The 25,109-nt window shown below is 38.8% G+C and carries 15 protein-coding genes; 13 read left to right on the top strand and 2 right to left on the bottom strand.

Going from position 1 to position 25,109, the window contains the following annotated elements; all coding sequences use genetic code 11:
- The first annotated feature begins 15 nt into the window (after positions 1–15).
- The 4 genes from AAHB12_RS11920 to AAHB12_RS11905 all read left to right on the top strand — a co-directional run bounded on the left by AAHB12_RS11920 (position 16) and on the right by AAHB12_RS11905 (position 6,654).
- Complete coding sequence (locus tag AAHB12_RS11920) at positions 16–2,769, top strand: response regulator (protein ID WP_342045470.1); 2,754 nt, start codon at positions 16–18, stop codon at positions 2,767–2,769.
- Entirely contained in the window at positions 2,770–3,636 is an 867-nt protein-coding gene (locus tag AAHB12_RS11915; RefSeq protein ID WP_246040107.1) for a CheR family methyltransferase, read from the top strand.
- A 31-nt stretch (positions 3,637–3,667) separates the two neighbouring features.
- Entirely contained in the window at positions 3,668–5,641 is a 1,974-nt protein-coding gene (locus AAHB12_RS11910; protein ID WP_342045469.1) for a PAS domain S-box protein, read from the top strand.
- A 62-nt stretch (positions 5,642–5,703) separates the two neighbouring features.
- Positions 5,704–6,654, top strand: a complete 951-nt coding sequence (locus AAHB12_RS11905; protein ID WP_342045468.1) for a sugar ABC transporter substrate-binding protein — start codon at positions 5,704–5,706, stop codon at positions 6,652–6,654.
- A 143-nt stretch (positions 6,655–6,797) separates the two neighbouring features.
- Here the strand turns inward: AAHB12_RS11905 and AAHB12_RS11900 are convergent, their stop codons facing one another.
- Positions 6,798–8,291, bottom strand: a complete 1,494-nt coding sequence (locus tag AAHB12_RS11900) for a peptide MFS transporter (protein ID WP_342045467.1) — start codon at positions 8,289–8,291, stop codon at positions 6,798–6,800.
- Between the two features lie 389 nt (positions 8,292–8,680).
- Here AAHB12_RS11900 and AAHB12_RS11895 point away from each other — a divergent pair, with 389 nt between their 5' ends.
- Both AAHB12_RS11895 and AAHB12_RS11890 read left to right on the top strand, forming a co-directional pair.
- A complete protein-coding gene (locus tag AAHB12_RS11895) occupies positions 8,681–8,971 on the top strand; it encodes a hypothetical protein (protein ID WP_246040109.1) in 291 nt (96 codons plus the stop codon).
- 625 nt (positions 8,972–9,596) lie between these two features.
- Positions 9,597–11,222 (top strand): AAA family ATPase, encoded by a 1,626-nt coding sequence (locus tag AAHB12_RS11890; RefSeq protein WP_342045466.1) that lies wholly within the window; start codon positions 9,597–9,599, stop codon positions 11,220–11,222.
- 207 nt (positions 11,223–11,429) lie between these two features.
- Here AAHB12_RS11890 and AAHB12_RS11885 read toward each other — a convergent pair whose 3' ends face one another.
- Positions 11,430–13,103: a ribonuclease J gene (locus AAHB12_RS11885; protein WP_342045465.1), complete on the bottom strand. Its 1,674-nt coding sequence runs from the start codon at positions 13,101–13,103 to the stop codon at positions 11,430–11,432.
- Positions 13,104–13,950: 847 nt separating this feature from the next.
- On the opposite strand from AAHB12_RS11885, the gene AAHB12_RS11880 reads away from it, so the two are divergent.
- The 7 genes from AAHB12_RS11880 (at position 13,951) to AAHB12_RS11850 (ending at position 25,102) form a co-directional block, all read left to right on the top strand.
- Entirely contained in the window at positions 13,951–16,506 is a 2,556-nt protein-coding gene (locus AAHB12_RS11880; RefSeq protein WP_342045464.1) for an EAL domain-containing protein, read from the top strand.
- Between the two features lie 222 nt (positions 16,507–16,728).
- Positions 16,729–17,382: a GTP cyclohydrolase I FolE gene (gene folE / locus AAHB12_RS11875; protein ID WP_129725811.1), complete on the top strand. Its 654-nt coding sequence runs from the start codon at positions 16,729–16,731 to the stop codon at positions 17,380–17,382.
- A gap of 213 nt (positions 17,383–17,595) precedes the next feature.
- Positions 17,596–18,132, top strand: a complete 537-nt coding sequence (locus tag AAHB12_RS11870; protein ID WP_342045463.1) for a 5' nucleotidase, NT5C type — start codon at positions 17,596–17,598, stop codon at positions 18,130–18,132.
- A 16-nt stretch (positions 18,133–18,148) separates the two neighbouring features.
- Entirely contained in the window at positions 18,149–19,102 is a 954-nt protein-coding gene (locus AAHB12_RS11865; protein WP_342045462.1) for an NAD(P)/FAD-dependent oxidoreductase, read from the top strand.
- 293 nt (positions 19,103–19,395) lie between these two features.
- Positions 19,396–22,161 carry a phosphoenolpyruvate carboxylase gene (gene ppc / locus AAHB12_RS11860; RefSeq protein WP_342045461.1) on the top strand — a complete coding sequence of 922 codons (2,766 nt, stop codon included), beginning with the start codon at positions 19,396–19,398 and terminating at the stop codon, positions 22,159–22,161.
- A gap of 419 nt (positions 22,162–22,580) precedes the next feature.
- On the top strand, positions 22,581–22,925 hold the full coding sequence (locus tag AAHB12_RS11855) for a hypothetical protein (protein WP_129725817.1): 345 nt from the start codon (positions 22,581–22,583) through the stop codon (positions 22,923–22,925).
- Between the two features lie 341 nt (positions 22,926–23,266).
- Positions 23,267–25,102 carry an assimilatory sulfite reductase (NADPH) flavoprotein subunit gene (locus AAHB12_RS11850; protein ID WP_342045460.1) on the top strand — a complete coding sequence of 612 codons (1,836 nt, stop codon included), beginning with the start codon at positions 23,267–23,269 and terminating at the stop codon, positions 25,100–25,102.
- Positions 25,103–25,109: the final 7 nt, after the last annotated feature.

Here is a 25,109-nt window from a genome sequence, read left to right as displayed (position 1 = left end):
TGGAACGGAGGTCATATGAAGTTTAAGACAAAGCTATATGTTGGACTAGGTTCTATATTTGCCCTAATTATAATCCTTTTAGGCATTCTATTGAGTATGCTTAATCAATTAACTGTAAATATGAATGTTGTAGTGAATGAATTGTCTGATAGGGTAAAGCTCACTTCAGCTATTCAGTATGAGACGAATAATATGGATAAAGAATTGCGTGAGGTTGCATCTCATCCTCCTGAGGACATTCGTCCGAAGATTATAAATGATTGGGAACAATCTCGCCTGAATATCAACAAGTCCCTTGCTTCCCTTCAGGAGATAGATAAACGTGAGAAGTCTCAGGAATTAATCGCAAAGTTTAACACTCTGTATCAAGCATATGAAGGCATTGGTCAGCAAGTTATCACCCTTCAAAAGGTTGATCCCAATGCTGATTTGGATACATTGTTATGGGGGGACTTTAAGCTGACGCAACAACGTATGCTGCAACTCGTAGATTTGCTTCATACGTTGCAGGAACAAGAAATGAAAAATGAGCTTTATCGAACTCGACAAACATATAACTTAGCTGTTCAGGTGATTTATGCTTATGCCATCGTAGGGTTTTTAATCGGTTTAGGAATCGCCCTTTGGTTAATAAGAGGCATGATAAGGAATCTAAATCGAGTGACATCAGTGATGACGAGTGTTTCCGAGTATCAAGGAATGCGGTTTCCTCGGATTGAGGTTACTTCTAAGGATGAAATTGGCGCGATTTCCGAAGCTTTTAATGGTATGGCCCAATCCCTAGAGGAATATATGGAGCAGGAGCAGGAATTAAAGAAAAAGGCGGAGGAACATAGCTGGTTAAAGTCAAGGATTGCAGAAATCACTGCTATATATCCTACGGTAGAGGATTTTCAAACATTGGCGAAGTTATTTATTGAAAAGATTACACCGATGGTACGAGCCCAATATGGTACCTTCTATATTAACGAGGGAAGCGGCGAACAGCAGTATCTGAAAAGAATGGCTTCGTACGCATTTATTCCTGACGCGGCTGAGTTCGATGGCTTTCATTTTGGAGAAGGATTGGTAGGTCAATGTGCTATCGAGAAGAAGCCTATTTTAATTACGGAAGTGCCTGACGATTATATGAAAATTACCTCTGGAACTGGTAGGGCAGCGCCGAAGAATATTTTGATCCTTCCTGCTGAGTTTGAAGACGAGGTCGTAGCCGTCATTGAGTTTGCTTCATTTGAGCCGTTTAGTGACCTTGAGCAGCTATTTCTTCATGAAGTTATGAGCCATATTGGAATTACGATTAATAGTATTGGAAGCCGTATGAAAGTGAGAAATTTGCTTCATGAATCACAGGTTCTAACTGAAGAAATGCAGAGCCAATCTGAGGAACTGCAGATGCAGCAGGAGGAACTAAGAACAATGAATGAGCAGCTTGAGGAGCAGTACCAAAACTCAGAACAGAGGAAAGAGGAGCTTGAAAAAATCAGCAGAATGCTCGAGGAAAAGGCTCAGCAGCTTGTCCTTAGCTCCCAATATAAATCTGAGTTTCTGGCAAACATGTCTCATGAGCTTCGAACACCGCTTAATAGCCTGTTGATTCTAGCTCAAATGTTGGCAGAGAAAGATTATGCAAATCTTACATCTAAGCAATTAGAGTATATTCAAACCATTTATTCATCTGGTAATGACCTACTCCATCTTATCAATGATATTTTAGATTTAGCGAAGGTGGAAGCAGGAAAAATAGAAGTAATTCCGACTGCTGTAAGACTTCAAGATGTGAAACAGCTTGCTGAAAGACAATTTTTACCATTAGCACGTCAAAAGGGAATCCGTTTTTCAGTGCAGCTAGATGAGGACGTACCAGAAGTACTTTATACGGATGAGCATCGACTTAATCAAGTTTTGAAAAATCTATTATCGAATGCTTTTAAGTTTACAGAAAAAGGGAGTGTATCTTTAATCATACACAAGGCTGTTAAAAAAGGCTCGAAGGATAGATTTTCTGTGGAACAAAAAGATTCAGCATTAGCTTTTTCAGTAATTGATACCGGAATTGGTATTCCAAAAGAAAAACAAGCGCTTATTTTTGACGCCTTTAAACAAGCCGATGGGACTACTAGCCGCAAGTATGGCGGTACCGGATTAGGGCTATCGATTAGTCGAGAAATTGCTCAATTGCTGGGTGGATTTATTGAAATGGATAGTGAAGAGGGAGCAGGGAGTTCTTTTGTCCTATACCTTTCAAACTATGAATTAAACAGTCATGGAGAATCCCTATCTGCAAGAATGGAAGTTGCAGCGGGTCAGATGGAGCAGGAGATTTCTTCAGTTGAAAATAAAGTGAGCGCCTATCCGTATGAGACAAATGAATCTAATACAAGTGGAAATGCCTTGATGAGAGGGAAGAAGATTCTAATTGTGGACGATGATATGCGGAATATATTTGCCTTAACAGCAGCACTGGAAGGATATGAGATGGAAGTTTTATTTGCGGAAAATGGCGAGGAAGGAATTGAGGTTCTACAGGAAAATCGTGATATAGACTTGCTTATGATAGATATTATGATGCCAAAAATGGACGGATTTGAAGCAATGCGCTTAATTCGAGGCATGAGCGAGTTTGCAGAGTTGCCAATTATCGCTTTGACGGCTAAGGCTATGAAGCACGACAGGGAACAATGTATTGAAGCAGGAGCCTCCGATTATATTAGTAAGCCAATTAATTTAGATCAGCTATTCTCTTTAATGCAAGTATGGCTATATAGATAGGTGGGGACGGCTATTACAGATCAATTTAATAAAATCAGAGACAATCATCATAGTGAGCTGGAAAAAATAGAGATAGAGCTATTGTTGGAAGGTATTTACCGTTATTATGGTTTTGATTTCAGAAACTATGCCTTCCCGTTCCTGCAAAGGCGAATTCTGCATTGCATGGGAGCAGAGAAGCTTACAAGTGTATCAGCATTGCAGGAAAAGGTCTTTCGTGATTCTGCAGTAATGAAAAAATTGTTTGCTGAGTTCTCTGTGAATGTGACAGAGATGTTTCGTAATCCTTCCTTTTTCTTGGCGCTTCGTACAAAGGTGCTCCCTATGCTGAGAGAGTGCAACAATATCCGTATTTGGCATGTTGGTTGTGCCTCAGGAGAGGAAGTGTACTCTATGGCAATTCTTTTGCATGAAGAAGGGCTGTATGAGAAAACAACTATTTATGCAACTGATATGAATGCGAAGGTTTTGAAAAAGGCTAAGCAAGGGACCTTCCCTTTAGAAAGAATGCAAACTTATACAAAAAATTATTTTCAATCCGGAGGGAAAAGAGCTTTTTCAGAGTACTATACAGTGCAGCAGGAACAAGTAATTTTTCAGCCATTTCTTAGAGAAAATATCGTGTTTGCTCAGCATAATGTTGTGACGGACCATTCATTTAATGAGTTCCATATTATTATTTGCCGGAATGTTATGATTTACTTTAATAAAGTTTTGCAAAATCATGTACATCGACTATTATACGACAGTCTAAGCGTATCTGGTTTCCTTGGACTGGGTGAAAGAGAGGAAGTTCAATTTACGAGCTATGCAGACTACTATAACGAATTTGACTCGAAAGAAAGACTATATCGGAAAATCAAATAGTGTAATAACTTCTAAGAAAGTGAATATCTTAATGGTTGATGATCGACCAGAAAACTTGTTAGCTCTAGAGGCAGTGCTTACATCTCCTCATTATCACTTAGTTAGCGCAAGCTCTGGAGAAGAAGCGTTAAAGTGTTTGTTGCAGAAGGATTTTGCAGTTATTTTACTGGATGTACAAATGCCGGGATTGAATGGATTTGAAACTGCGAAATTAATTAAGAAACGAGAAAAGTCCAAGAATATCCCAATTATTTTTATTACAGCTATCAGCCAGGATATGGAGCATGTTCTTCAAGGCTATTCCGTTGGAGCTATTGATTATATTTTTAAACCATTTTATCCAGAAACGCTCCAAAGAAAAATAGAACAATTTGTAAAAATACATCAAAATCATGAACAAATCAGGATGCAAAGTGAAGCAAAGCGTTCCGTCGAACTTGAGGAAGTGCATAATAAATTAGATATAACAACTCTTGATTTACGCAAGACAGAGGCACTTTCAAGAGTAATTGGCGAAACATTAAGGGATACAATTGTTACTTGTGATGAGCGAGGCTACATTCTATCTGTCAATCCTGCGGTAACAGAGATGTTTGGATACCAAACAGAAGAGTTACTAGGACAATCTATTACAGATCTCCTCCTTTCTATAAAGCAGGATGGGGGAGAAAGTACTGCTTTTACCACTGCTTCCTTTGTTAAGCAAACTACTAAGAAGGTAATGGAATGTACTGCTTTACGCAAAGATGGAAGCCATTTCTTTGCTGACATTCAAATCGGAGAAGCTATCATTGAAGGCGATTGCATCTTCGTGTGCTCCATTCATGACATTACAGAGCGGAAACAAATGGAAGAAGTGAGAAACCAAAGATTTAATGAGTTAGAAAAGCTGGTGGAGGAAAGGACGTTAGACCTTTTATTAGCTAATGAGAAGTTACAGAAGGAAATTGAGGAAAGAAAAAAGATAGCAGATGATCTCTATCTATCTCAAGACCGCTTTCGGAAGATTTTTGAATCCAGTCCGTGTTTAATAGCAATTCGTTCCTTACAGGATGGAAGATATATAGATGTGAATGCAAGCTGGTTACATTATACCGGTTATCGTTATGATGAGGTGAAGCAGCAAACGTCTGACTTATTAAATTTTGTTCAGAGCTGTGATGGCGACGATAATGACTTTGATACTCTTGCATTTAGTAAGCCAATTCGGAACATGAAAATCAGTTATCAAACTAAAATGGGAGAAGTACGGCGTGGTTTATTATCAACAGAAATGATAGAAATTCAGGATGAAACATGCGTCCTGATTGTGCTGATAGATATTACCGAAAGGGATCTTCTAGAGAAAGAAGTGTCGCGATTAGATCGTTTGAATTTAGTTGGGGAGATGGCTGCTGGAATTGCCCATGAAATTCGAAATCCGATGACAACGGTTCGTGGATTCTTGCAAATCGGAAGAATCGACAGCAAACAGCTTTCGCCTGAGCATATCGATTTAATGCTGGAAGAGCTTGACAGAGCTAATGGTATTATTAAAGAGTTCCTGAATCTGGCCAAAAACAAAACGAACCATAAAACAAAACAATCTCTCAACTCGATTATTGAGGCCTTATTTCCGCTTATACATGCAGAAGCTTTGCTTGCAGGTAAACGGGTTTTGTTAGACTTGGAGGACTGTGCGGAGCTGTACTTAGATGAAAAAGAAATTCGCCAGCTTCTATTAAATCTTTCTTTAAATGGGCTGGAGGCTATGACCTCTGGAGGACAGCTTACGATTAAAACCTATTCCGAGGGGCAAGAGGTTGTAATGGAAATACAAGATCAAGGCACTGGCATTACAGCAGAATTGCTTGATAAAATTGGAACTCCATTTTTTACAACGAAGGATAATGGGACAGGACTAGGCTTAGCAGTATGCTATAGCATAGCTGAACGCCATCATGCTGTAATTAAAGTACAAACAAATGACCAGGGAACTATCTTTTCAATTCATTTTAAAGCCTGATTTGCTCCGCTTTAAGAAAGGATAAATTTCCAGCTTGAATTATAATGGAAAGGGAATCGATAGTGAGAAAGAGATGGAGGAACATTCTATTTATTTGTGCTGTCCTTTGTGTCGTTTTTATAGGTTATACAGTTACATTTGCTAAGAAGGACAAGCCTGAGATTGTTGTTGTTTTAAAAGGATCAGATATACAGTATTGGAACATTGTTAAGGCAGGAGCCGAAAAAGCATTTAAGGATTTTGGGGTAAAGGGGAAAGTTGTAGCACCTGAGACCACCTATCCCGCTGAAAATCAAATTCGTATATTGAAAAATGTGTTGAAGGAAAAACCAAAAGCATTGATCGTTGCCTTGACGGAGCCTTCTATAACTGTACCTGTATTAAAAGAATATAAAAAGAATAATATTCCTGTGTTATTAGTAGATACAGGAGCAAATTGGGATGATCAAACTGCTTTTATCGGTACAGATAACCCTACACTAGGCAGAAAAGCAGGAGAGTTATTAGCTTCCATGTTGCAGCCTGGGGATAAAGTGGCTCTTATTGGTGGGGAAGATTCGGTGTTTGTTGAGAGAAGCGCGGGGGCGAAGGAGACTTTAGGGGCTGCAGGTATCGGCATTGTCTCGGAGCAATCGGGGTATAACGAAATTGGTGATCTAAAACCAGTAATGGAAAACGTATTACAAGCACATCCTGAGATTAAAGGTGTCTTTGCTACTGACGATATAATGGCTTTAGATGCATTAAAGGTAATAGAACAAAAAAGGTTAAACATACCAGTTATTGGTGCAGATGGTATTATAAAACTTATCGATTATATTGAAAAAGGAACTTTAACGAGTACAGTAGCACAAAACCCATATGATATGGGATATATAAGCGTAGAAAATGCAGTAAAAGCCATAAAGGGTGAAAAAATACCAAAACAGATTGATAGTGGTGTTGATATTATAACGAAGGATAATGCGAAAGAGAAATTAGACTTTTTAGAAAAGGTCTTGAAGGAAAGATAGATGTTGCGAAATATTTATAATCCTGAATAAGTTACTTGAGGAACAAGAAAAAAGCTACAGATATGATGCTCTGTAGCTTTTTTCTTGTAGAGGACAAGTTAAGCCTTTTGGCCAGTAAAAATGTCCTGCACTGATAAGTAAGGTTATCGAATACCTTTCATAAAATGCTGGAGTTTTGGTGACATTAAAAATAATAGAATTGACAAGAGAATCGAGGCTGCGCCAATAACACCAAAGTAGACCATTTCGGTTTCAGGTGTGTAAAATTTAACGATTTGTGCATTGATTGCTTGGGCAGCAGCGTTGGATAAAAACCATAAACTCATGGTTTGTGCTGAGAAAGCAGCAGGTGCTAATTTTGTTGTAGCTGATAATCCTACAGGTGACAAACACAATTCACCAATTACGACAACGAAGTAACTCAGAACAAGCCAGAGCGGGTTTACTAATGAATGAGTACCGCCAAAGTAAGCAGGCAGAAGAATCACTAGGAAGGACAAACCAGCGAACAATAGCCCTAATGAAAATTTTTGTGGAATTGTTGGCTGTCGATCTCCTAGCTTTACCCATACCCAGGCAAGTACAGGTGCCATAATGATAATAAATAATGGATTCAAGGATTGAAACCAAGCTGGTGAAATATGAATTCCGGCAAAATCTAATTGTGTACGTTTATCAGCATAGCTTGCAAGGATGGTCGCTCCTTGCTCTTGTATAGCCCAAAACATGATTGATGCGATAAATAACGGAATATAGGCGATGATTCGTGAACGCTCATCATTTGTTGTTTTAGGACTGCGGTACATCGTAACAAAATAGGCGATTGGAATCGCAATTCCTAATACCCCCACAAGTGCAATAAAGGTTTTGACAGTTAAAGCGTCCGTTAGAATAGCAATGATAATTAAGATGGCAACAATAACAGCAGCTAGTCCAAAAAGAGTGAAAACCTTTTTCTTTTCTGCTTGTGATAAAGGGTTTGCTATCAATGTACCTGCAAGACCAAGATTTGTTTTCTTAGTGAACATAAAGACCATTAATCCTAGGAACATACCGACAGCAGCCATTCCAAAACCTAAATGGAAATTATATTTCATTCCAGCAGTTCCGACTATTAAAGGGGCCAGGAATCCTCCAAGATTAATTCCCATATAAAAAATGCTAAATCCAGCGTCTCGACGATTGTCCTTTATACTATAAATTTCTCCAACAATACTAGAAACATTAGGCTTTAATAATCCAGTACCGATGATAATGAGAACCATCGAAGTAAAGAACATTGCCAGGCTTCCAGGGATAGCTAACGCAATATGGCCAAGCATAATCAATATTCCACCGTAAAACACAGCCTTTGATGTTCCAAAAAGCCTGTCAGCAAACCATCCTCCAATAATTCCTGACATATAGACTAATGATCCGTATATAGACATAATAGCCAGCGCAGTCTGCTGATCAAGTCCTAATCCCCCTTTTGAAACTTCATAGTACATGTAGTAAACAAGGATTGCCCTCATTCCATAATAGGAAAAACGCTCCCAGAATTCCGTGAAGAAGAGAGTGAATAAGCCTTTAGGGTGTCCGAAAAACCCCTTTTGAGGAACGCTTTCCACAATTTTACGCTTATTTAAGTCTGACATCCTGCAACCTCCTTTATATTATTTTATAATAATACTATTGATGGTTTTACTTAGTCAAAAATTACTTCTATATATTCAAAAAAATTTCATAATGTTAAGTTTTTTTGTTTGTTTTTATGAGGTTATTATGTTTTTTTGAAGATTTTATGTATCGTTTTTGTTTGAATTGTTTAATAATTATGAAATATAAAATTTTTTTGAGATATTAATTTAAGCAGAGGTGGCTGCTGCTGTTTGATGTAATGATAGGTTAGGAGCAGCAGTCGCTGCTCCTTTTTTGTGGAGAAATTTTAGGCATAGACGTCTTTAAAATAGAATATTAATTTGTTTTAAGAGAGCGAGCAATTTGATTATTTGCAGCATAACATAAAGTACCAATCAACAGGGAGATGATGACAATAGGTGCTTGGATGATTTACGCGCTGTGGGCGGTATTAGGCTTTATGTTGCTTGATTTGGTTGTTGGCTTTGTTAAAGCTTTGGTTACTGGGACGTTTTCTTCGAAATTGGTGTTAGATTATTTAAAAGATGTTCTATACTATGTATTTCCGTTATTATTTGTTATGAATATTATGTCAATTGATCCTACAGGCTGGATACTTATGATTTTTTACTATATTGGCAGCTTGGCTGTTATTTGGAATTATTTGGTCTCGATTAAAAATAAATGGAAAGCATAAGCTCTCTCTTATTGTTAAAAAAGTCGCTTGTTATTAACTAACAAACGACTTTTTTTATTTGGTGTATTTTAACAATAGCGTGTATATGTAACTAAGTCTCTGTCTTCGCCTAACGGCTCGCTAATCGGCGAGTTTTTTTATTATAGTGAATATTGGGTTCAATCTATTCTGGGTACTTATTTTTAATTAAATGTAAAGCGCTGGATTTTGATGATGAGTATATTAATAGCCTGAAAAAGAGGTTAGTGAAACAACTTCGGTTCTAAAAAGAGAAACAACGAATAAAATCTGTGGAAAGATTCTTTTTATAAGACATCCTTAGAGGGAGAGTTTATAGTTTTTGTTTAATTCTGGTAACTGAAAAGCAGGATGAGGGTATGTCTGCTTTTCAGGAATCTATGGACTTTATAGGTAATGAATATTATTTTTTTACATGGAAAGAAAAAGCCTTTTAATGCTATAAAGAAGGCTTTTTTGGGTTCAGGGAAACCAGTGAAAGGGAAGGGTGAGTCCTCCTCACTATACTTTATGGAGTTTTCATCATGTAGCGTTTGTCTTTAGGTATGAAGTACCCCTTGAGACTGTGTTTTTGTAGAACAGTAAAATCTGCAAAGGGAGTGGGGGCATGAGGAAGTATCGGTGGATTAAGTGGCGTAAATTCCTTCTTTGGTTGGCAATCTTCGTTCTTATCGGTGTCGTGTTATGGATAGGAGGGCCGCCAGCCAGGGAGATCGCATTAGGCATTCTTAATATTTTACTGCAGCTGCTTTTCGCTGTTGTGTTTATAATTATCCAATTTGTTGCTCTTTTTTGGTTCCTGGCCCGCGGACGCACATATTGGATTTTGCCTGGCGAAACCGGTGCTACCTGGGATGATTATCGAGGGAATCCTGAGATTGTTGAAAATGCTAAGCGGATTGTTATCCTGCTTAAAGGTGTCAAAGAATTTAAGGAGATGGGTGGCGAGGCAATACGGGGATTGTTGCTTTGCGGACCTCCCGGAACAGGAAAATCTTATCTAGCTCAGGTGATTGCCAACGAAGCACAGGTGCCCTTTGCTTATGCTTCAGCTCCAAGTTTTCAAAATATGTTTTTTGGTGTCGGCAACTTAAAGGTCATGTCTTTATATAAGAAAGCCCGGAAGCTGGCAAAGGTATATGGTGCTTGTATCATCTTTATTGACGAAATCGACGCGATTGGGATGAACAGGCAGGCAGGGGCCGGCGGAATGGGAGGGATGTTTGGCATGGGTGGGGCAGGCTTGCTTAATGAGCTGCTCTTGCAGATGGATCCCCCGAACATCGATAACTCCTGGTTTGCTAAGACGCTTCGCTCACTCGGGTTGCGCCGCACAAAGGCAGAGCGTCCGGCGGTGTTGACGATTGGAGCGACTAACATGCCCGATGTACTCGATCCTGCACTGCTCCGACCTGGACGCTTCGACCGGAAGCTTTGGGTAGACTCTCCTGACTATGATGGCCGAGTGGATGTCTTCCATTATTACCTCGAGAAGGTGAAAAGGGACCCCAGCTTGACTCCAGAGCGTGCGGCACTTGACACAGTTGGCTACAGCCCCGCGCAGATTAAACATATTGTCAATGAGTCAGTTGTAATTGCTCATCAGCGAGGAGCCCAACTGTCTAACTATGAGGATTTCCGGGCTGCTATGGAGACCTATGAGTGGGGACTCAAGCAGCCGCTTCGCTCCATGAGCGAGGATGAGAAGCGGAACGTTGCTTACCATGAGGCTGGTCATGCAGTGGCTCAATATCTGCTAAAGCCGCATGAACGGGTTTGGAAGGTGACAATCATCCGCAGGGGCAGTGCGCTCGGTCTTGCCGCTACCAAACCGATACATGAAAGGTATAATCGAAGCAATAGTGAGATTTTGGCGGAGATCCAAGTTTGTTTAGCAGCCCGTGCGGTGGAAGAAGAGTTTCTAGGGAAGAAATTAAATGGAGTGACTTCTGATTTGAGGCAGGCTACAGAGTTGGCCGGTGCTTATCTCGGTTTGGTTGGTATGGGGGATGAACTGTTTAGTTGGCTTGCTTTAGACTCGCGACCAGATGGACTTAAAGCGCTCCGCCCTAAAATTAATGAGTTGTTAAATGGCCAGATGATTGAAGTGAAGAATTTAGTACGGGAACAAGCTGAATTTGTTCATACCATCGCGGATGAGTTGCTGAAGCGGGGAGATTTAACCGGGGAGGAGATTGAGCAGATTTATAATCAATTATCTCATCATAACTAGTTGGTTACCGAAGGCAGAATCCAAAGAATATCTTTCAGCTGCTATGCTTAGTTAGACATACAGTTATTTTGAGGAGAAATCCATGAATTATACGCTGCTGGGAAGTCAACTCTTTGAATATTCATCTAAAAAGGGCTATTGGAAAAGAGGTGGCTGCAATAAAACACCGCTACAATAGCCCTGTTTAGTAATATGAAATGAATGATTTTATACTTCAATGATGATCGGAAGAATCATCGGCCTTCTTTTTGTACGAGAGTATAAAAATTGTCCGAGTTTTTCTTTTACATCCCTTTTTAGAACACTCCATTGGCTAATATTTGATTTTTGTAAGCTGGTGATGGTTGTTACAACGAGCTGATTAATTTCCTTCATGAGATCTTCCGACTCGCGACCATATATAAATCCGCGGGAAATCGTGTCCGGACCAGCAATGATTTTATGTTCCGTTTTACTAAGGGTGATAACAATCACGAGCATACCATCCTCAGAAAGCTGTTTGCGATCCCGTAAAATAATGTTTCCAACATTACCAATACTTAGGCCATCTACATAGATATTGCCCGCAGGTATTCGTCTAGTTTGTCGAGCCACCTGGTTATGTATATCGACAATATCTCCATTATTAATTATAAAGATATGCTCTCTTTTGACACCGACCGATTCTGCCAGTAAGCGATGATGATGCAGCATTCTAAATTCGCCATGAATTGGAATGAAATATTTGGGCTTCATTAAAGTGAGCATTAGCTTTAATTCTTCCTGATATGCATGCCCGGAAACATGCATTCCCGTTGAACTACCTGAGCCATAAATGACATGAGCCCCTAATAAAAATAAATTGTCGATAATACGTGAAACATTGCGTTCGTTTCCTGGTATAGGGCTTGCAGCTATAATGACGGTGTCCTCCGGCAGAACCTCTACTTGCCGATAGCTTCCGCTGGCTAGACGGGCGAGAGCAGCCATAGGCTCACCTTGGCTTCCTGTACAAAGGATAGCTACTTTTTCAGGATCCATTTGATTAATTGCATTTGCTTCAATCAACATCCCTTCAGGAATATCTAAATAACCTTGTTCCATAGCAACAGACACTACATTCACCATACTCCGGCCCAGCAAGGCTAGTTTCCTGTTCGTTTTTAAAGCGGCATTCACGATTTGTTGTACACGATTCACATTAGAGGCAAAAGTAGAGATGAAAATTTTTCTATGAGCTTTCATGAATGCTTCTTCAATATGCTCGCCAACAAAGCGTTCCGATGGGGTAAATCCCGGGCGTTCAGCATTTGTGCTTTCAGAGAGTAACGCTAAAACTCCATTACTTCCTATTTTAGCCATTTTATGAATATCCGGATATTGATTATTCACAGGGGTCAAATCAAATTTGAAATCACCCGTATGAACGACTGTGCCTTCAGGTGTATGAAATGCAATCCCAAGGCAGTCAGGAATACTATGGTTTGTTTTAAAAAAGGTTAGACGAATTTCTCCAAATTCAATATCCGATTCAGAGTGAATCGGAAACAATTGAGCTAAATCTTGAAGTCCATGTTCTTGCAATTTAATTTCAATTAAACCGAGTGTTAGGCGTGTAGCGTAAATGGGTATATTCAGTTCCTTTAATAGATATGGAACACCCCCGATATGATCTTCGTGTCCATGGGTAACAACTAAAGCTCGAATTTTATCCTTATGTTCTTGTAAGTATGTAATATCAGGTATAATTAAATCAACCCCTAATAAATTTTCATCCGGAAACTTAGAGCCGCAATCGATGACTACGATGTCATTAGCGTATTGTAGCGCATACATATTTTTTCCTATTTCATTAATGCCGCCTAAAGCAAAAATAGACAATGTATTTTCTGTTGTGCTCAAAGTGAACTCCTCCTTTGGAAAGGATTAAAGATATGTAAGGATATAAAGAAATTCTTTTTTACGCTTCTTATTGCCACTCAATAGCATTTTGATTTTTTACAGAATGAATGGTTGCTTTCTTTATTATCTAGTTGAGCTGGAGTATAGTTAGTTCAGCTCAATTAACCTTCAGTTTATATGTTCTCCAAGTATATGTAATATAATTCCGAGGGAAGCGCATAGCGTAGGTGATGATACGGTGGGAACCTTGGTAGTTGCTGTTAATTACAATGTGGAAAAGGACAAAATTTCCGGTTAGAAGTCATTCAATGATCTTTTGTTAAAATTTATATATGTGAATTTTTAGTTTTTATCTATAGTTGTGGTTTAGAATTCATTACCGGATAAACAGAAGCATATGAGTGGTTTTTCTTGCACTGTAAGAAAGTATAAATTTCCAGCTAGGCGCGAATTCGACGTAGTCGAAAATTTTAGAAATACGAATACAGTGTAAGGGCAACTACGCCTCTGTCTTCGCCCAAGGGCAGGGCTCACCAATCGGCGAGTTTTCTTTATTCAACGAGGTACTTATGGAATAAAAAACTCTAGGCAAGTAGCATGCTATGTATGTTAAAATGCTTTTATGTGAATATTTTACGCTTTAGCATCGATAAAGTGAAAATACAGTAGAGAGTCTATAAGTAAAATCTTTTTTAGTTTGAATATTCCATAATAGCCATATTACTTGTGTTATTTAGTTCCTACTTATATGGGATGCCTATATACTTAAATGAATTTAAAATCAATATTAACTTATAAGTAACATGACTTATATAAGGTGTTTTATTTTTTACAGAAGGAGAGGTACATGATAGTGTCAATAAAGAAGAGGCTATCTTTAATTTTTACCTTACTAGTATTATGTATTTTAATAGCTAATAATACATTGCACTATATATTATCCAAAAATAAATTAATAGAATATAATGAAAAAGAAATAGCATTAATTACCCAAGAAGTATCGTACCAGGTAGAGAATGCAAAAGAGGGTTCTTTATATGTGGAAAATATTATTGGCAGGGAGTTGAGAACAGCTTCTATCGCCATAAACAAATCTTTACCGTCCAAATATGAAGATGTGACAAATGAACAGTTAAAAGCCTTAGCTGATGAACTAATGATATCCCATATTACGTTATTGGCACGAACGCAGGATGATATTATAGGAGTAAAGTCCTCTGATCCGCATGAGATTAATATGTCAACAAAAGAATGGACCTATTGGCATGATGCCTTTCAACAGCTCTTCTCTTTATCCCCTGTTACAGTGAAAGAAGGGCTAGCTTTACCTAACTATTGGACAGGACCGATTGAGATTGCTTCTAGCAATCCTGATCATACAGATAAATGGGGTTACTATTATGATGGATCCTCTAATTTTATAATAGACCCATATCTTCGTGACAATCAGGTGCTAGATTATGAAAAACGGTTTGGACCAGCTAATGTAATGGATCGTTTCACGAAAAAACTCGATGGTATCTTAGAATTGACGGTTTTTAATCCGAAAAATTTTGGCCAGAAGAATAGCAGTGTATCTATAAATGGGAATACTTATATCAAGATAGCCGATCAGCCGATTTGGTACGGAACATATAAGTATAGAAATCAAAAAACAGATGCAAAACTCATTCAAACAGCGATAAAGACTGGAAAAACACAGAGTTATATTAAAGAGATAAATGGAAAAGATGTTAGGAAAACTTTAGTTCCTATCCGAACAGGAACTGCAGAACCGTATGTTATAGGAGTCACATATGATTACAGCATAATTGAGAAAGAACTCAAAAATGAACTGCTAAAACATTTGTTATTGTCCATTCCCTTTATATTAATTGTGCTCATAACAAGTATTGTGTTTTCGCGTTCTATTACAAAACCAATTGGTTATATAGTTGAACAGGTAAATGAGATTGCCCAAGGAAACTTTGGGAAAAAGTTAGTTTTAAAACGAAAAGATGAACTAGGGCATCTTACACAAAATGTAAATGCTTTATCCAGTTTTTTGAAAAACTATGTAGATGATTTAAAACAAAGCCAGGAAGTTATTGAATTCCAAGCGTATCATGATCCGCTCACTGGGTTGCCTAACAGAAGATATTTTCAAGAAGAGCTGCATCAGGGAGTGGCGAATGTGAAAAAAACAGGGAATATCATCGCTTTGTTGTTTATTGATATAGACCGTTTCAAAGACGTTAATGATTCGTTGGGACATGCTAAAGGGGACCGCTTGATAAAGCTGATCTCTGAGCGGATAAAGGGATGCCTGCCTGCGAAAGATAGTGTCCTCACGAGACAGGGCGGGGATGAATTTGTTATTTTATTTAGTAACCTTGATTTAGAGAAAATAAAAGAGATAGCTGAAACAATTGTAGCTGCCGTCAAACAGCCTTATTCTGTAGAAGGAAATGAAGTTTATGTAAGTGCAAGCTGTGGCATGAGTGTATATCCGACTCATACGGAAGATCCTGATGAACTTATGGTATATTCGGACGTATCGATGTACGCTGCGAAAAAACAAGGCGGCAACAAGGTTATCCTATATGATGATGCAATAAACAAAGAGAAAAAACAAAGATTGCGCATAGAAACACGTTTGAGAAAAGCAATTGAAAATGAGGAAATTGAAGTGTATTATCAGCCAAAAATCAATGCTCAAGCAGATGTAATAACAGGGGTAGAGGCATTGTTGAGATGGACTGATGCGGAATTGGGGTTTGTACGGCCAGACATATTTGTTTCCGTTGCGGAAGAAACAGGACTCATTCATTCTTTATGGGAGTTAGCGATGAGGAAAGCTTGCTCTCAAATAAGTAAGTGGAATGAGAAGCGTTTAGAACCGTTGAGCCTTGCTGTTAATTTTTCGGCTAAACAATTTCAAGACCCTGCTTACTTGGTAGGACGGGTGAGAGAAATTTTGAGCGAATGTCAACTGGCAGCACAAAACTTTGAAATAGAAATTACAGAAAGTACGTTATTTATCAACTCGGATGAAACAATTAAAGCTTTAGAAAGCTTACAAGAATATGGCGTATCTATTTCTATTGACGATTTCGGAACAGGGTATTCTTCATTAAGCTACTTAAAGACTCTACCAATAAATTGTCTTAAAATAGATCGATCATTTATTCAAGATATCCAGGAAGATTATAGTGATTCTGAAATTGCTAAAGCCGTTATCAATCTAGCTCAAAGCCTTCGGTTACAAGTAGTGGCAGAAGGGGTTGAGCAAGAATATCAAAAAGAATTTCTAATGAAAAATAATTGCTATCATATGCAGGGCTATTTGTTTAGTAAGCCAGTTTGTAAAGAGGAGCTTGAACGGTTATTGCTAAATATAAATGAACAGAAAACTTACTCATAAGGCTGTTGAGTTTATTTGGGCGGGCTCATGGAATGAGAGAGTGCATTATATATGATAAAAGCTTCATATGATAAAACCAGTATCTATCTAGCTGTATTGACCGAACCTGATAACAGAATGTATATTTTAATTAATGCTTAAAACTACTGGAGTGTTATTGACGTGCATTACTAGCTAACGAGAGTAAGTAGATATTTAGAATAAAGGAGCTGTATATACGAAGTGTTTATTACTGAAAACAAGGAGCATAGGTTAATTACCCAGAACTTTTTTGATATATTGGAACAAAATCCTGCTGAAATCAATAAAAAGATTGCTCAGTCACAAAATTTTATGAATGCTGTTAGAGAGCTGATTGAATTATGTGGGGATGATCCGGATCGCGATGGTCTTGAAGAAACTCCATATCGAGTACTGAAAGCATTTTTAGAATATACAGAAGGGTATAGAGAAGACCCTAAAGCTCACCTGATGAAAACCTTTGATGTTGATCATCAAGAGTTGGTTTTAGTAAGAGATATTGAATTTCATTCCATGTGTGAGCATCATTTTGCCCCCTTCTTTGGTGTAGCCCATGTAGGTTATATACCTAATGAGAAAATTACAGGCTTATCAAAAATTGCTCGTCTGGTCGAAGGATATGCAAAAAGATTTCAAGTTCAAGAACGAATGACAACTGAAATTGTAGAGGCGATAGAGGAGATTTTAGAGCCTAAAGGAATAATGGTAGTGATTGAGGCAAAGCATATGTGCATGTGTGGGCGTGGCATTAAAAAGTCAAATGCATCCACTGTTACCTCGTCCGTTCGTGGTATATTTGCCGATCAACCGGATGCGCGTGCTGAATTTTTATCACTTCTCCAAGGACGTATTTAAGTGGTTTATAGTTGATTCTATTAAGGAAAAAAAGCGTATGCCAAAGTGTTTACGCTTTTTTTCTTAGGGAAATAGACAATAAATGTAAGGCGTGGCAATAGCGGATATGGTTACAGATTTAAGTTGTATTTAGAGTTGATTTTGTCAAAATAAGAAAATAGCTGTGAGTCAGAAGAACGTATAAATAAAAAATGATTAAGGTGGAAGAATACGGTGAAAAAAACATTGCTAATTGATATGGACTCGGTAATATGTGACTTAATGTCAGTATGGCATGAGCGTTATAACAGAGATTATCAGGATAATTTAACTGTTGATCGGTTAGAATGTTGGAATTCTGAAAAATATGTCAAGCCTGAATGCGGGACAAAAATATATGATTATTTAAAGGAACCTGGTTTATTTCTAGGATTAGAACCACTTCCTAATGCTATCGAGGTGCTAGAAAGATTACACGGTAAGTATGATATTTTAATAGTAACAAGCAGTGTTTCTAATGCTTTTGCCGAAAAGGAACTATGGATCGAAAAGTATCTTCCTTTTATTGGAAAATATAATTTGGTTTTTTCTCATCGTAAAGATATGATTGTGGGAGATTTATTGTTTGACGATGCGCCGCACAATTTAACAGCGTTTTCCTCAACAGGCCGGATTGCAGTAGCGATGGATTATCCTTATAACAAAGAAGTCCCTGTTCCAAGGGTTAAAAATTGGCTGGAGTTTGAAGAGTTTCTAAAAAAAGGGGACTGAGAGGGGGATAGGCTGCATGCAACATGTTGATGTAATCATTATTGGGGGTGGACCAGCAGGGATTTCGGCTGCGATATGGTGCAAGAGACTGGGAGTTAACCATCTCCTTCTTGAGAAAAAGGAAGAACTGGGCGGACAATTCTCCAAGATCCATAATGAAATTATCGATTATCCAGGGCTATATGCTAAGGATGGCAAGGAAATGCAAAGGATGTTTGTAGAGCAGTTTGACTGCTCAGGATGCTCATACAGATTAGGTACAAACATTTTCTCTATTAATCATTCCCTACAAACGATTAAGATTCAACAGAAAAATAAAATAGAAGAAATTCACTTTAACTATCTAGTGTTAGCGACAGGGACTAATCAAAGAAAGCTTGAGGTTCCTGGAGAGAAGGAAATGATAGATAGAGGAGAAAGCTATTCTGCTACAGCAGACAGATATTTGTTTAAAAATAAGATAGTTGCTGTTGTAGGTGGAGGAGACCGTGCTTTTGAAGGAGCAATTTTATTAGCGGAGGCAGGAGCAATAGTTTATTTAATCCACCGTTCTAAATATTTTAAGGCAAGAACCCAATATACTGATATCGCTTCTCAAAAAGGGAATATAAAAATTATTACAGATACTAAAGTCACCGCCATTCATGGAGACAAGCAGGTAACATCCATCGATCTGATCAATACGCATTTAAATAAGGTTTTTTCCTTAGAGATAGACGCTCTATTTGTAAGAATAGGAACAAAGCCAAATACTGAGTTGATTGAAGATAACATAGAAATAACTGAGCAAGGGGTAGTAGTTGTAGATCAAATAGGAAAAACTAGTAATGATTCTATTTATGCAATAGGTGATATTTGCACAAAGCCTTTATTTTCTAGTATCGTCTCTTCAGTGGGACAAGGAGCCATTGCTGCAAAGCATATATCCCTACGTCTAACTAGCAATGATGAACACGTAACTTGGTCTTAATAGTTAGGAGTATAACTTATAAGTAACATAATATAAAATTATTAAGACAGTCTGCATCCATACATATAGAAAGTGTATTACTGCAGACTTTTTCTCCATCCCACTTCAGAAACAGTACTAATATTATCAAAAAAATCAGCAAATAATACGATTTTTCGACAAGAAACGAAGTATGCTAGTTAATAATTAATCAGTCTGTGGTATAATAAATCAATGCTTCATATGCAGTGGTATTACTCATAGAACATTAAGGAATTACCACATAATTACCACTTTGGAGGGTTGTAACTACAATGACATTACATTTATCCGTAAAAGAGCAAGGTCACGGCGACCCTTTGCAACGAGATGTAAAATTTTTGGGAGATATCTTAGATGAGGTTCTTCTTCATGAAGGGGGGCAAGCATTAGTCAATAAGGTGGAGAACATCCGTAGTATTGCAAAATCACTTCGAGATGAGCATAATCCATCTGTGTACGCACAGTTAAAAGAAGAAATGACAAATTTACAGCCGCCATTAAGGCAGAATGTAATTCGGTCGTTTTCTATTTACTTACAGCTGGTGAATATTGCAGAACAAACTCATCGAATTAGAAGACGTCGTGAGTATCAGCATCAGAGCGGTGAACTCCTTCAGCCAGGTTCCCTTGAAGATGGAGTGGCGTCTTTAATTGAAAATAATATTTCAACGGATATTGTTGAAAATGCCTTACAAACATTATCACTTGAGTTGATTATTACGGCTCATCCGACAGAAGCAACGAGACGGACGGTATTGCAAATTCACCAACGTATCGCTAACTTGTTACAGCAATTAGATCAGCCGTGCACAAAACGTGAAAAGGAAGACCTAGAAGAGAGCTTATTTAACGAAATCACGGTATTATGGCAAACAGATGAATTGAGAGATCACAAACTTACTGTTATGAATGAAGTGAAAAACGGTCTCTATTATTTTGATGAAACGTTATTTGATGTGCTGCCTCAAGTTCATCAAGACTTAGAGGATTTACTTGTTGAGAAGTATGGACAAAATTGGGATGTACCTACCTTCCTTCGCTTTGGCTCCTGGATCGGCGGCGATCGTGATGGTAACCCAAATGTAACTGCTGCAATGACGTGGAAAACGTTAGAGCAACAACGTGAACTAGCTTTGCAAAAATATAAAGCTGCTCTTCAAGTTTTGATGAAGCGACTAAGTCATTCGACAAAGAGGATACAGGTCAGTGAGGAGCTGCTTAACTCAGTTGAACAGGAAACAGCTTTATTTGAAGGGCAAAAGAAATGGCGAAATGAAGATGAAATTTATCGCTGCAAAGTAACCATTATGCTTGAAAAATTAGAGCAATGTGGTCAAAGCGGTGCGGGATATCAGTCTGCTGATGAACTGCTTCGTGATATTGTGATGATTGAAAAGAGCATTAAAAGTCATCATCCGCATGGCTATGCATTAAAAATGCTGCGAAAATTAAAGCGACAAGTTGAGTTATTCGGCTTCCATTTGGCTACTCTTGATATTCGCAACCATAGTGGGGAACATGAATCTGCAATTGCCGAAATCTTCAAAACAGTCAATGTTACTCCTGACTATAAAGCGTTGACCGAAGAGGAAAAAATGGCTGTTTTAACAAAAGTTTTACAAGATCGCAGACCATTAATCTCAATTTTTGATACGTATTCTCCAGAAACGCAAGAAATCATCGAAGTATTCCGGATGATTAGAAGAGCGAAAGAGGAATTTGGCGATCGTGCTATTGAAGTGTATTTAATAAGTATGACGCAATCTTCCAGCGACTTGTTAGAAGTGCTCGTTCTAGCTAAAGAGGTTGGCTTATATCGTGTTTATCCGGATGGTCGCGTTGTAAGCAATCTGCATGTTGCTCCATTATTGGAAACAATCGATGATTTAACAGCGGGTCCAAAGCTGATGGAACGATTATTCCAGCTAGAGTTATATCGTAATCATATAGCTGCTCGCAATAACTTGCAGGAAATTATGTTAGGTTACTCCGACGGCAGCAAAGACGGCGGTACGCTTACTGCTAACTGGAAGCTTTATAAAGCGCAGCAAGAGATTCATGATATGGCGAAGAAATATGATATCCGCTTGAAGTTCTTCCACGGACGCGGCGGCTCTTTAGGACGCGGCGGCGGTCCTCTAAATCGCAGTCTATTGTCACAGCCTGCTGAGACATTAGGAGACGGTGTAAAAATCACGGAGCAAGGAGAAGTTCTGTCTTCTCGTTATCTATTGTCTGAGATTGCGTATCGCAGTCTTGAGCAAGCTACAAGCACGCTGCTTACAGCGATTGCACATGTATCAAATGAGGCTGAACAAGATGATTTACGCTCTGCGGAGTGGGAACAAGCGATGGATGAGATTGCAGCGTATGCTTTAGAAAAGTATCAATCACTTGTTTTCAAAGATCCGGATTTCTTAACATACTTTAGACAAGCTACTCCTTTACTTGAGCTTGGGGCTCTTAATATTGGTTCTAGACCAATGAGCCGTAAAGGAAGCAATCGATTTGAAGATTTGCGTGCGATTCCGTGGGTGTTTGCATGGACACAAAGCCGTCAATTAATGCCTGCTTGGTTTGCAGCAGGAACTGGCTTGCAAAGTTTTGTTGAGAAGAAAGAAGGATTGGTTTTACTTCAGCAAATGTACCAAAAGTGGCCATTTTTCCGCTCGACTATCGATAACTTGCAAATGGCTTTAACAAAAGCTGATTTAACAACTGCAAAAGAGTATGCAGATATGGTTAAAGACGAAGAAATTGAACAAAGAATCTTTGGTGTAATTACGGAGGAGTATAATAAAACAAAAGATATTATCCTGCAAATTACAGGACAAAGTAGTTTACTTGACCATGTTCCAAATATTCAAGAATCAGTTCGACTTCGCAATCCATATGTTGATCCGTTGAACTTCCTTCAAGTTCAGCTTCTTTCAGAGCTTCGTCAAAAAGCAGAGAAGAATGATGATACAAGTGAGCTACTCCGCGAAGTATTGCTTACTATCAACGGTGTTGCTGCAGGATTACGAAATACAGGTTGATATCTAAGCTAACGTTTTTTGTTTAAATATGTTATGAAAAGCAACAGCCCGTAACTTTATTGTTACGGGCTGTTAGTGTTTATACTGTTAAGAATGTATACTTTACAAGATAAGAAAGGATAACTTTTCGGGGGTGATGTCTAGCTCCCAAGGCCCAAAATGGCAGACTCCAGGCTGAATCTCCGCAAAAGGTAAAAAGAGCCTTTTACTCTGGCCCACCCCTACGCTGCCATAAAAGGCGGGCCTTGTCTGCTTTTCTTAATACAGATCCTACCAGCGATTCTTGCTTTTTTTACTATAACGAAAAAGCACTTTGCCTCAAATTAATGAATTGAATTTTTAGAAAAAAATTAATTGGAAACGCTTTCTTTTTTGCTGAAAGAGTGCTAGAATAAAACTATCAAAAGGGAGTGATAAATGTGATGGTGGAAAACAAATTATTTTTAGAAGAGTTAAAAGTTTTTGTTGAAAAAGGTTTGACACTTAATGAGTATGATGTAGAATATTTGCAGGAAAAATTCGATAAGAGTCTGGATCTGATCAATCAGCTTTATCAGCTCTTGATGGAACAACATCACATGCTGCCAATAGTTTCTGATATTGAAGCAGACGTATACTGTTCCATGATTGGTTACGAAATTGAACATGGTAGAACTCTTTACGGCGCGTCGTTGGCGGTAGCTGAACGTTTTCAAATTCCTCAAACATATGTAAAATATAAAATAAAAGATTACAATCAACCGCGGGTAGCTCACATTGCATAAACAGACTTTTTATTATCCATAAGAGAGTCATTCTTATTAACATATAAGAGGACTCTCTTTTTATATGTTTGATTGCATATTTTCATTTGCTGGAACGAGTCTATACGTTATAAAGCCTCCCGACTTCAAACATTCCGTAAGAAGGTTAAGTGGCGGATGTATTCATAAGTATTCACTAATGGTTTATATAATTAAAACTGATTTGACTTATAGTAATAGTAGAGATACGATTGAGTTAATCATTTTTTCACTGAAAGGTGAAGGGTAAGGATTATTAACAATAGTCATTATAAACAAAATGACATACAATCAGTTTATATTTATTTGAGAGGTGGATATCGTTGCAACTTCAGGTAATAAACAGTCCGTTTAACCAGGAGCAGGCAGAGCTCCTTAACCGTCTTCTGCCAACCTTGACAGAATCGCAAAAAATCTGGCTGAGTGGCTATTTAGCTGCAGCCCAGCCTGCTATTCAGGCTGTTTCCGCTTTAGGAACACTAGAAGCACATGTGGCAGAGGTGCCTACCGCGAACGCTGGACCGACAGTCTCTAAAGAAGTGACTATTTTGTACGGATCACAAACAGGTAACGCACAAAAGCTTGCAGGGAAAGCAGGCAAGACGCTTGAGGCTCAAGGATTTCAAGTAACAGTTTCGTCCATGAGCGATTTTAAGCCGAATAATTTGAAGAAGGTTCAAAATCTACTGATTGTCGCAAGTACACATGGAGAAGGCGAGCCGCCAGATAATGCGCTGTCATTCCATGAGTTTCTTTACGGCAAACGGGCGCCAAAGCTAGACGATCTTCGTTTTTCTGTGTTGTCGCTTGGGGACAGCTCATACGAGTTCTTCTGTCAAACAGGAAAAGACTTTGATCAACGCCTAGAACAGCTTGGCGGCACGCGCCTGTACCCCCGTGTTGATTGCGATCTTGATTTTGAAGAGCCGGCAAGCAAATGGATAGAAGGAGTCTTAGGCAGCTTAAGTGAAGCGCAGGGCGAAAGTGTTGCTCTTGCTACGGCAGCGGCAACTCAGGCGCAAGCAACTGAATCTGTGTATTCTCGAACAAATCCGTTTCATGCGGAAGTACTTGAGAATTTAAACTTGAATGGTCGCGGTTCCAATAAAGAAACGCGTCATCTTGAGATATCTCTTGAAGGCTCTGGACTCACATATGAACCAGGGGATAGCCTTGGTATTTATCCGCAAAATGACCCGGATCTTGTAGATCAGCTGCTTGAGGGAACGAAATGGAATCCGGAAGAAGCAGTGACAGTTAATAAAGAAGGAGATGTTCGTCCGCTTAGAGAAGCGCTCCTCTCTCATTTTGAAATTACTGTTTTAACAAAGCCACTTCTTGAACAGGCTGCAAAACTCTCTGGAAATGAGGCTTTACGTGAGCTTACATTGCCGGAGAATAAAGAAAAATTAAAAGAATATGCTGCTGGGCGCGATGTACTGGATTTAATTCGTGACTTCGGTCCATGGAATGCATCAGCACCAGAGTTTGTCTCCATTCTGCGGAAACTACCGCCTCGTTTGTATTCTATTGCGAGCAGCTTGTCCGCAAATCCGGATGAGGTCCATTTAACAATTGGTGCTGTCCGCTATGATGCACATGGACGTGAGCGAAAAGGTGTTTGCTCTATTTTATGTGCGGAGCGTCTACAGCCAGGAGATACATTGCCAATTTATATTCAGCGCAGTCACTTTAGATTGCCTGAAAATCCAAGTACGCCAATTATCATGGTTGGACCAGGAACAGGCGTTGCGCCATTCCGTGCTTTTATGCAGGAGCGGGAAGAGGCCGGAGCAGAAGGTAAGTCATGGATGTTCTTTGGCGACCAGCATTTCGTTACAGATTTCCTTTACCAAACTGAATGGCAAAAATGGCTTAAAGATGGTGTGTTAACGAAAATGGATGTTGCCTTTTCTCGTGACACAGCTGAAAAAGTATATGTACAGCACCGCATGCTTGAGCACAGCAAAGAGTTATTTGCGTGGCTTCAAGAAGGAGCAGCCTTTTACGTGTGCGGAGACAAGCAGCATATGGCGCGTGACGTGCATAATGCCCTGCTTGAGATTATCGAAAAAGAGGGCGGCGTGAGTCGTGAAGAGGCAGAAGCTTATCTTGCCGACATGAAAAAACAAAAACGTTATCAACGTGATGTATACTGATTTGGAT

Source organism: Bacillus sp. OTU530, assembly GCF_038440375.1.
Note: the sequence above shows the minus strand (reverse complement) of the source record. Positions and strands in the feature narration are given on the sequence as shown.

What these genes read in the sequence shown, in the direction of transcription:
- AAHB12_RS11920 (WP_342045470.1), top strand. Translation starts at nt 16, where the DNA reads ATGAAGTTTAAGACAAAGCTATATGTTGGACTAGGTTCTATATTTGCC.
- AAHB12_RS11910 (WP_342045469.1), top strand. Translation starts at nt 3,668, where the DNA reads ATGGTTGATGATCGACCAGAAAACTTGTTAGCTCTAGAGGCAGTGCTT.
- AAHB12_RS11900 (WP_342045467.1), bottom strand. Translation starts at nt 8,291, where the DNA reads ATGTCAGACTTAAATAAGCGTAAAATTGTGGAAAGCGTTCCTCAAAAG.
- AAHB12_RS11895 (WP_246040109.1), top strand. Translation starts at nt 8,681, where the DNA reads ATGATGACAATAGGTGCTTGGATGATTTACGCGCTGTGGGCGGTATTA.
- AAHB12_RS11890 (WP_342045466.1), top strand. Translation starts at nt 9,597, where the DNA reads ATGAGGAAGTATCGGTGGATTAAGTGGCGTAAATTCCTTCTTTGGTTG.
- AAHB12_RS11880 (WP_342045464.1), top strand. Translation starts at nt 13,951, where the DNA reads ATGATAGTGTCAATAAAGAAGAGGCTATCTTTAATTTTTACCTTACTA.
- AAHB12_RS11865 (WP_342045462.1), top strand. Translation starts at nt 18,149, where the DNA reads ATGCAACATGTTGATGTAATCATTATTGGGGGTGGACCAGCAGGGATT.
- ppc (WP_342045461.1), top strand. Translation starts at nt 19,396, where the DNA reads ATGACATTACATTTATCCGTAAAAGAGCAAGGTCACGGCGACCCTTTG.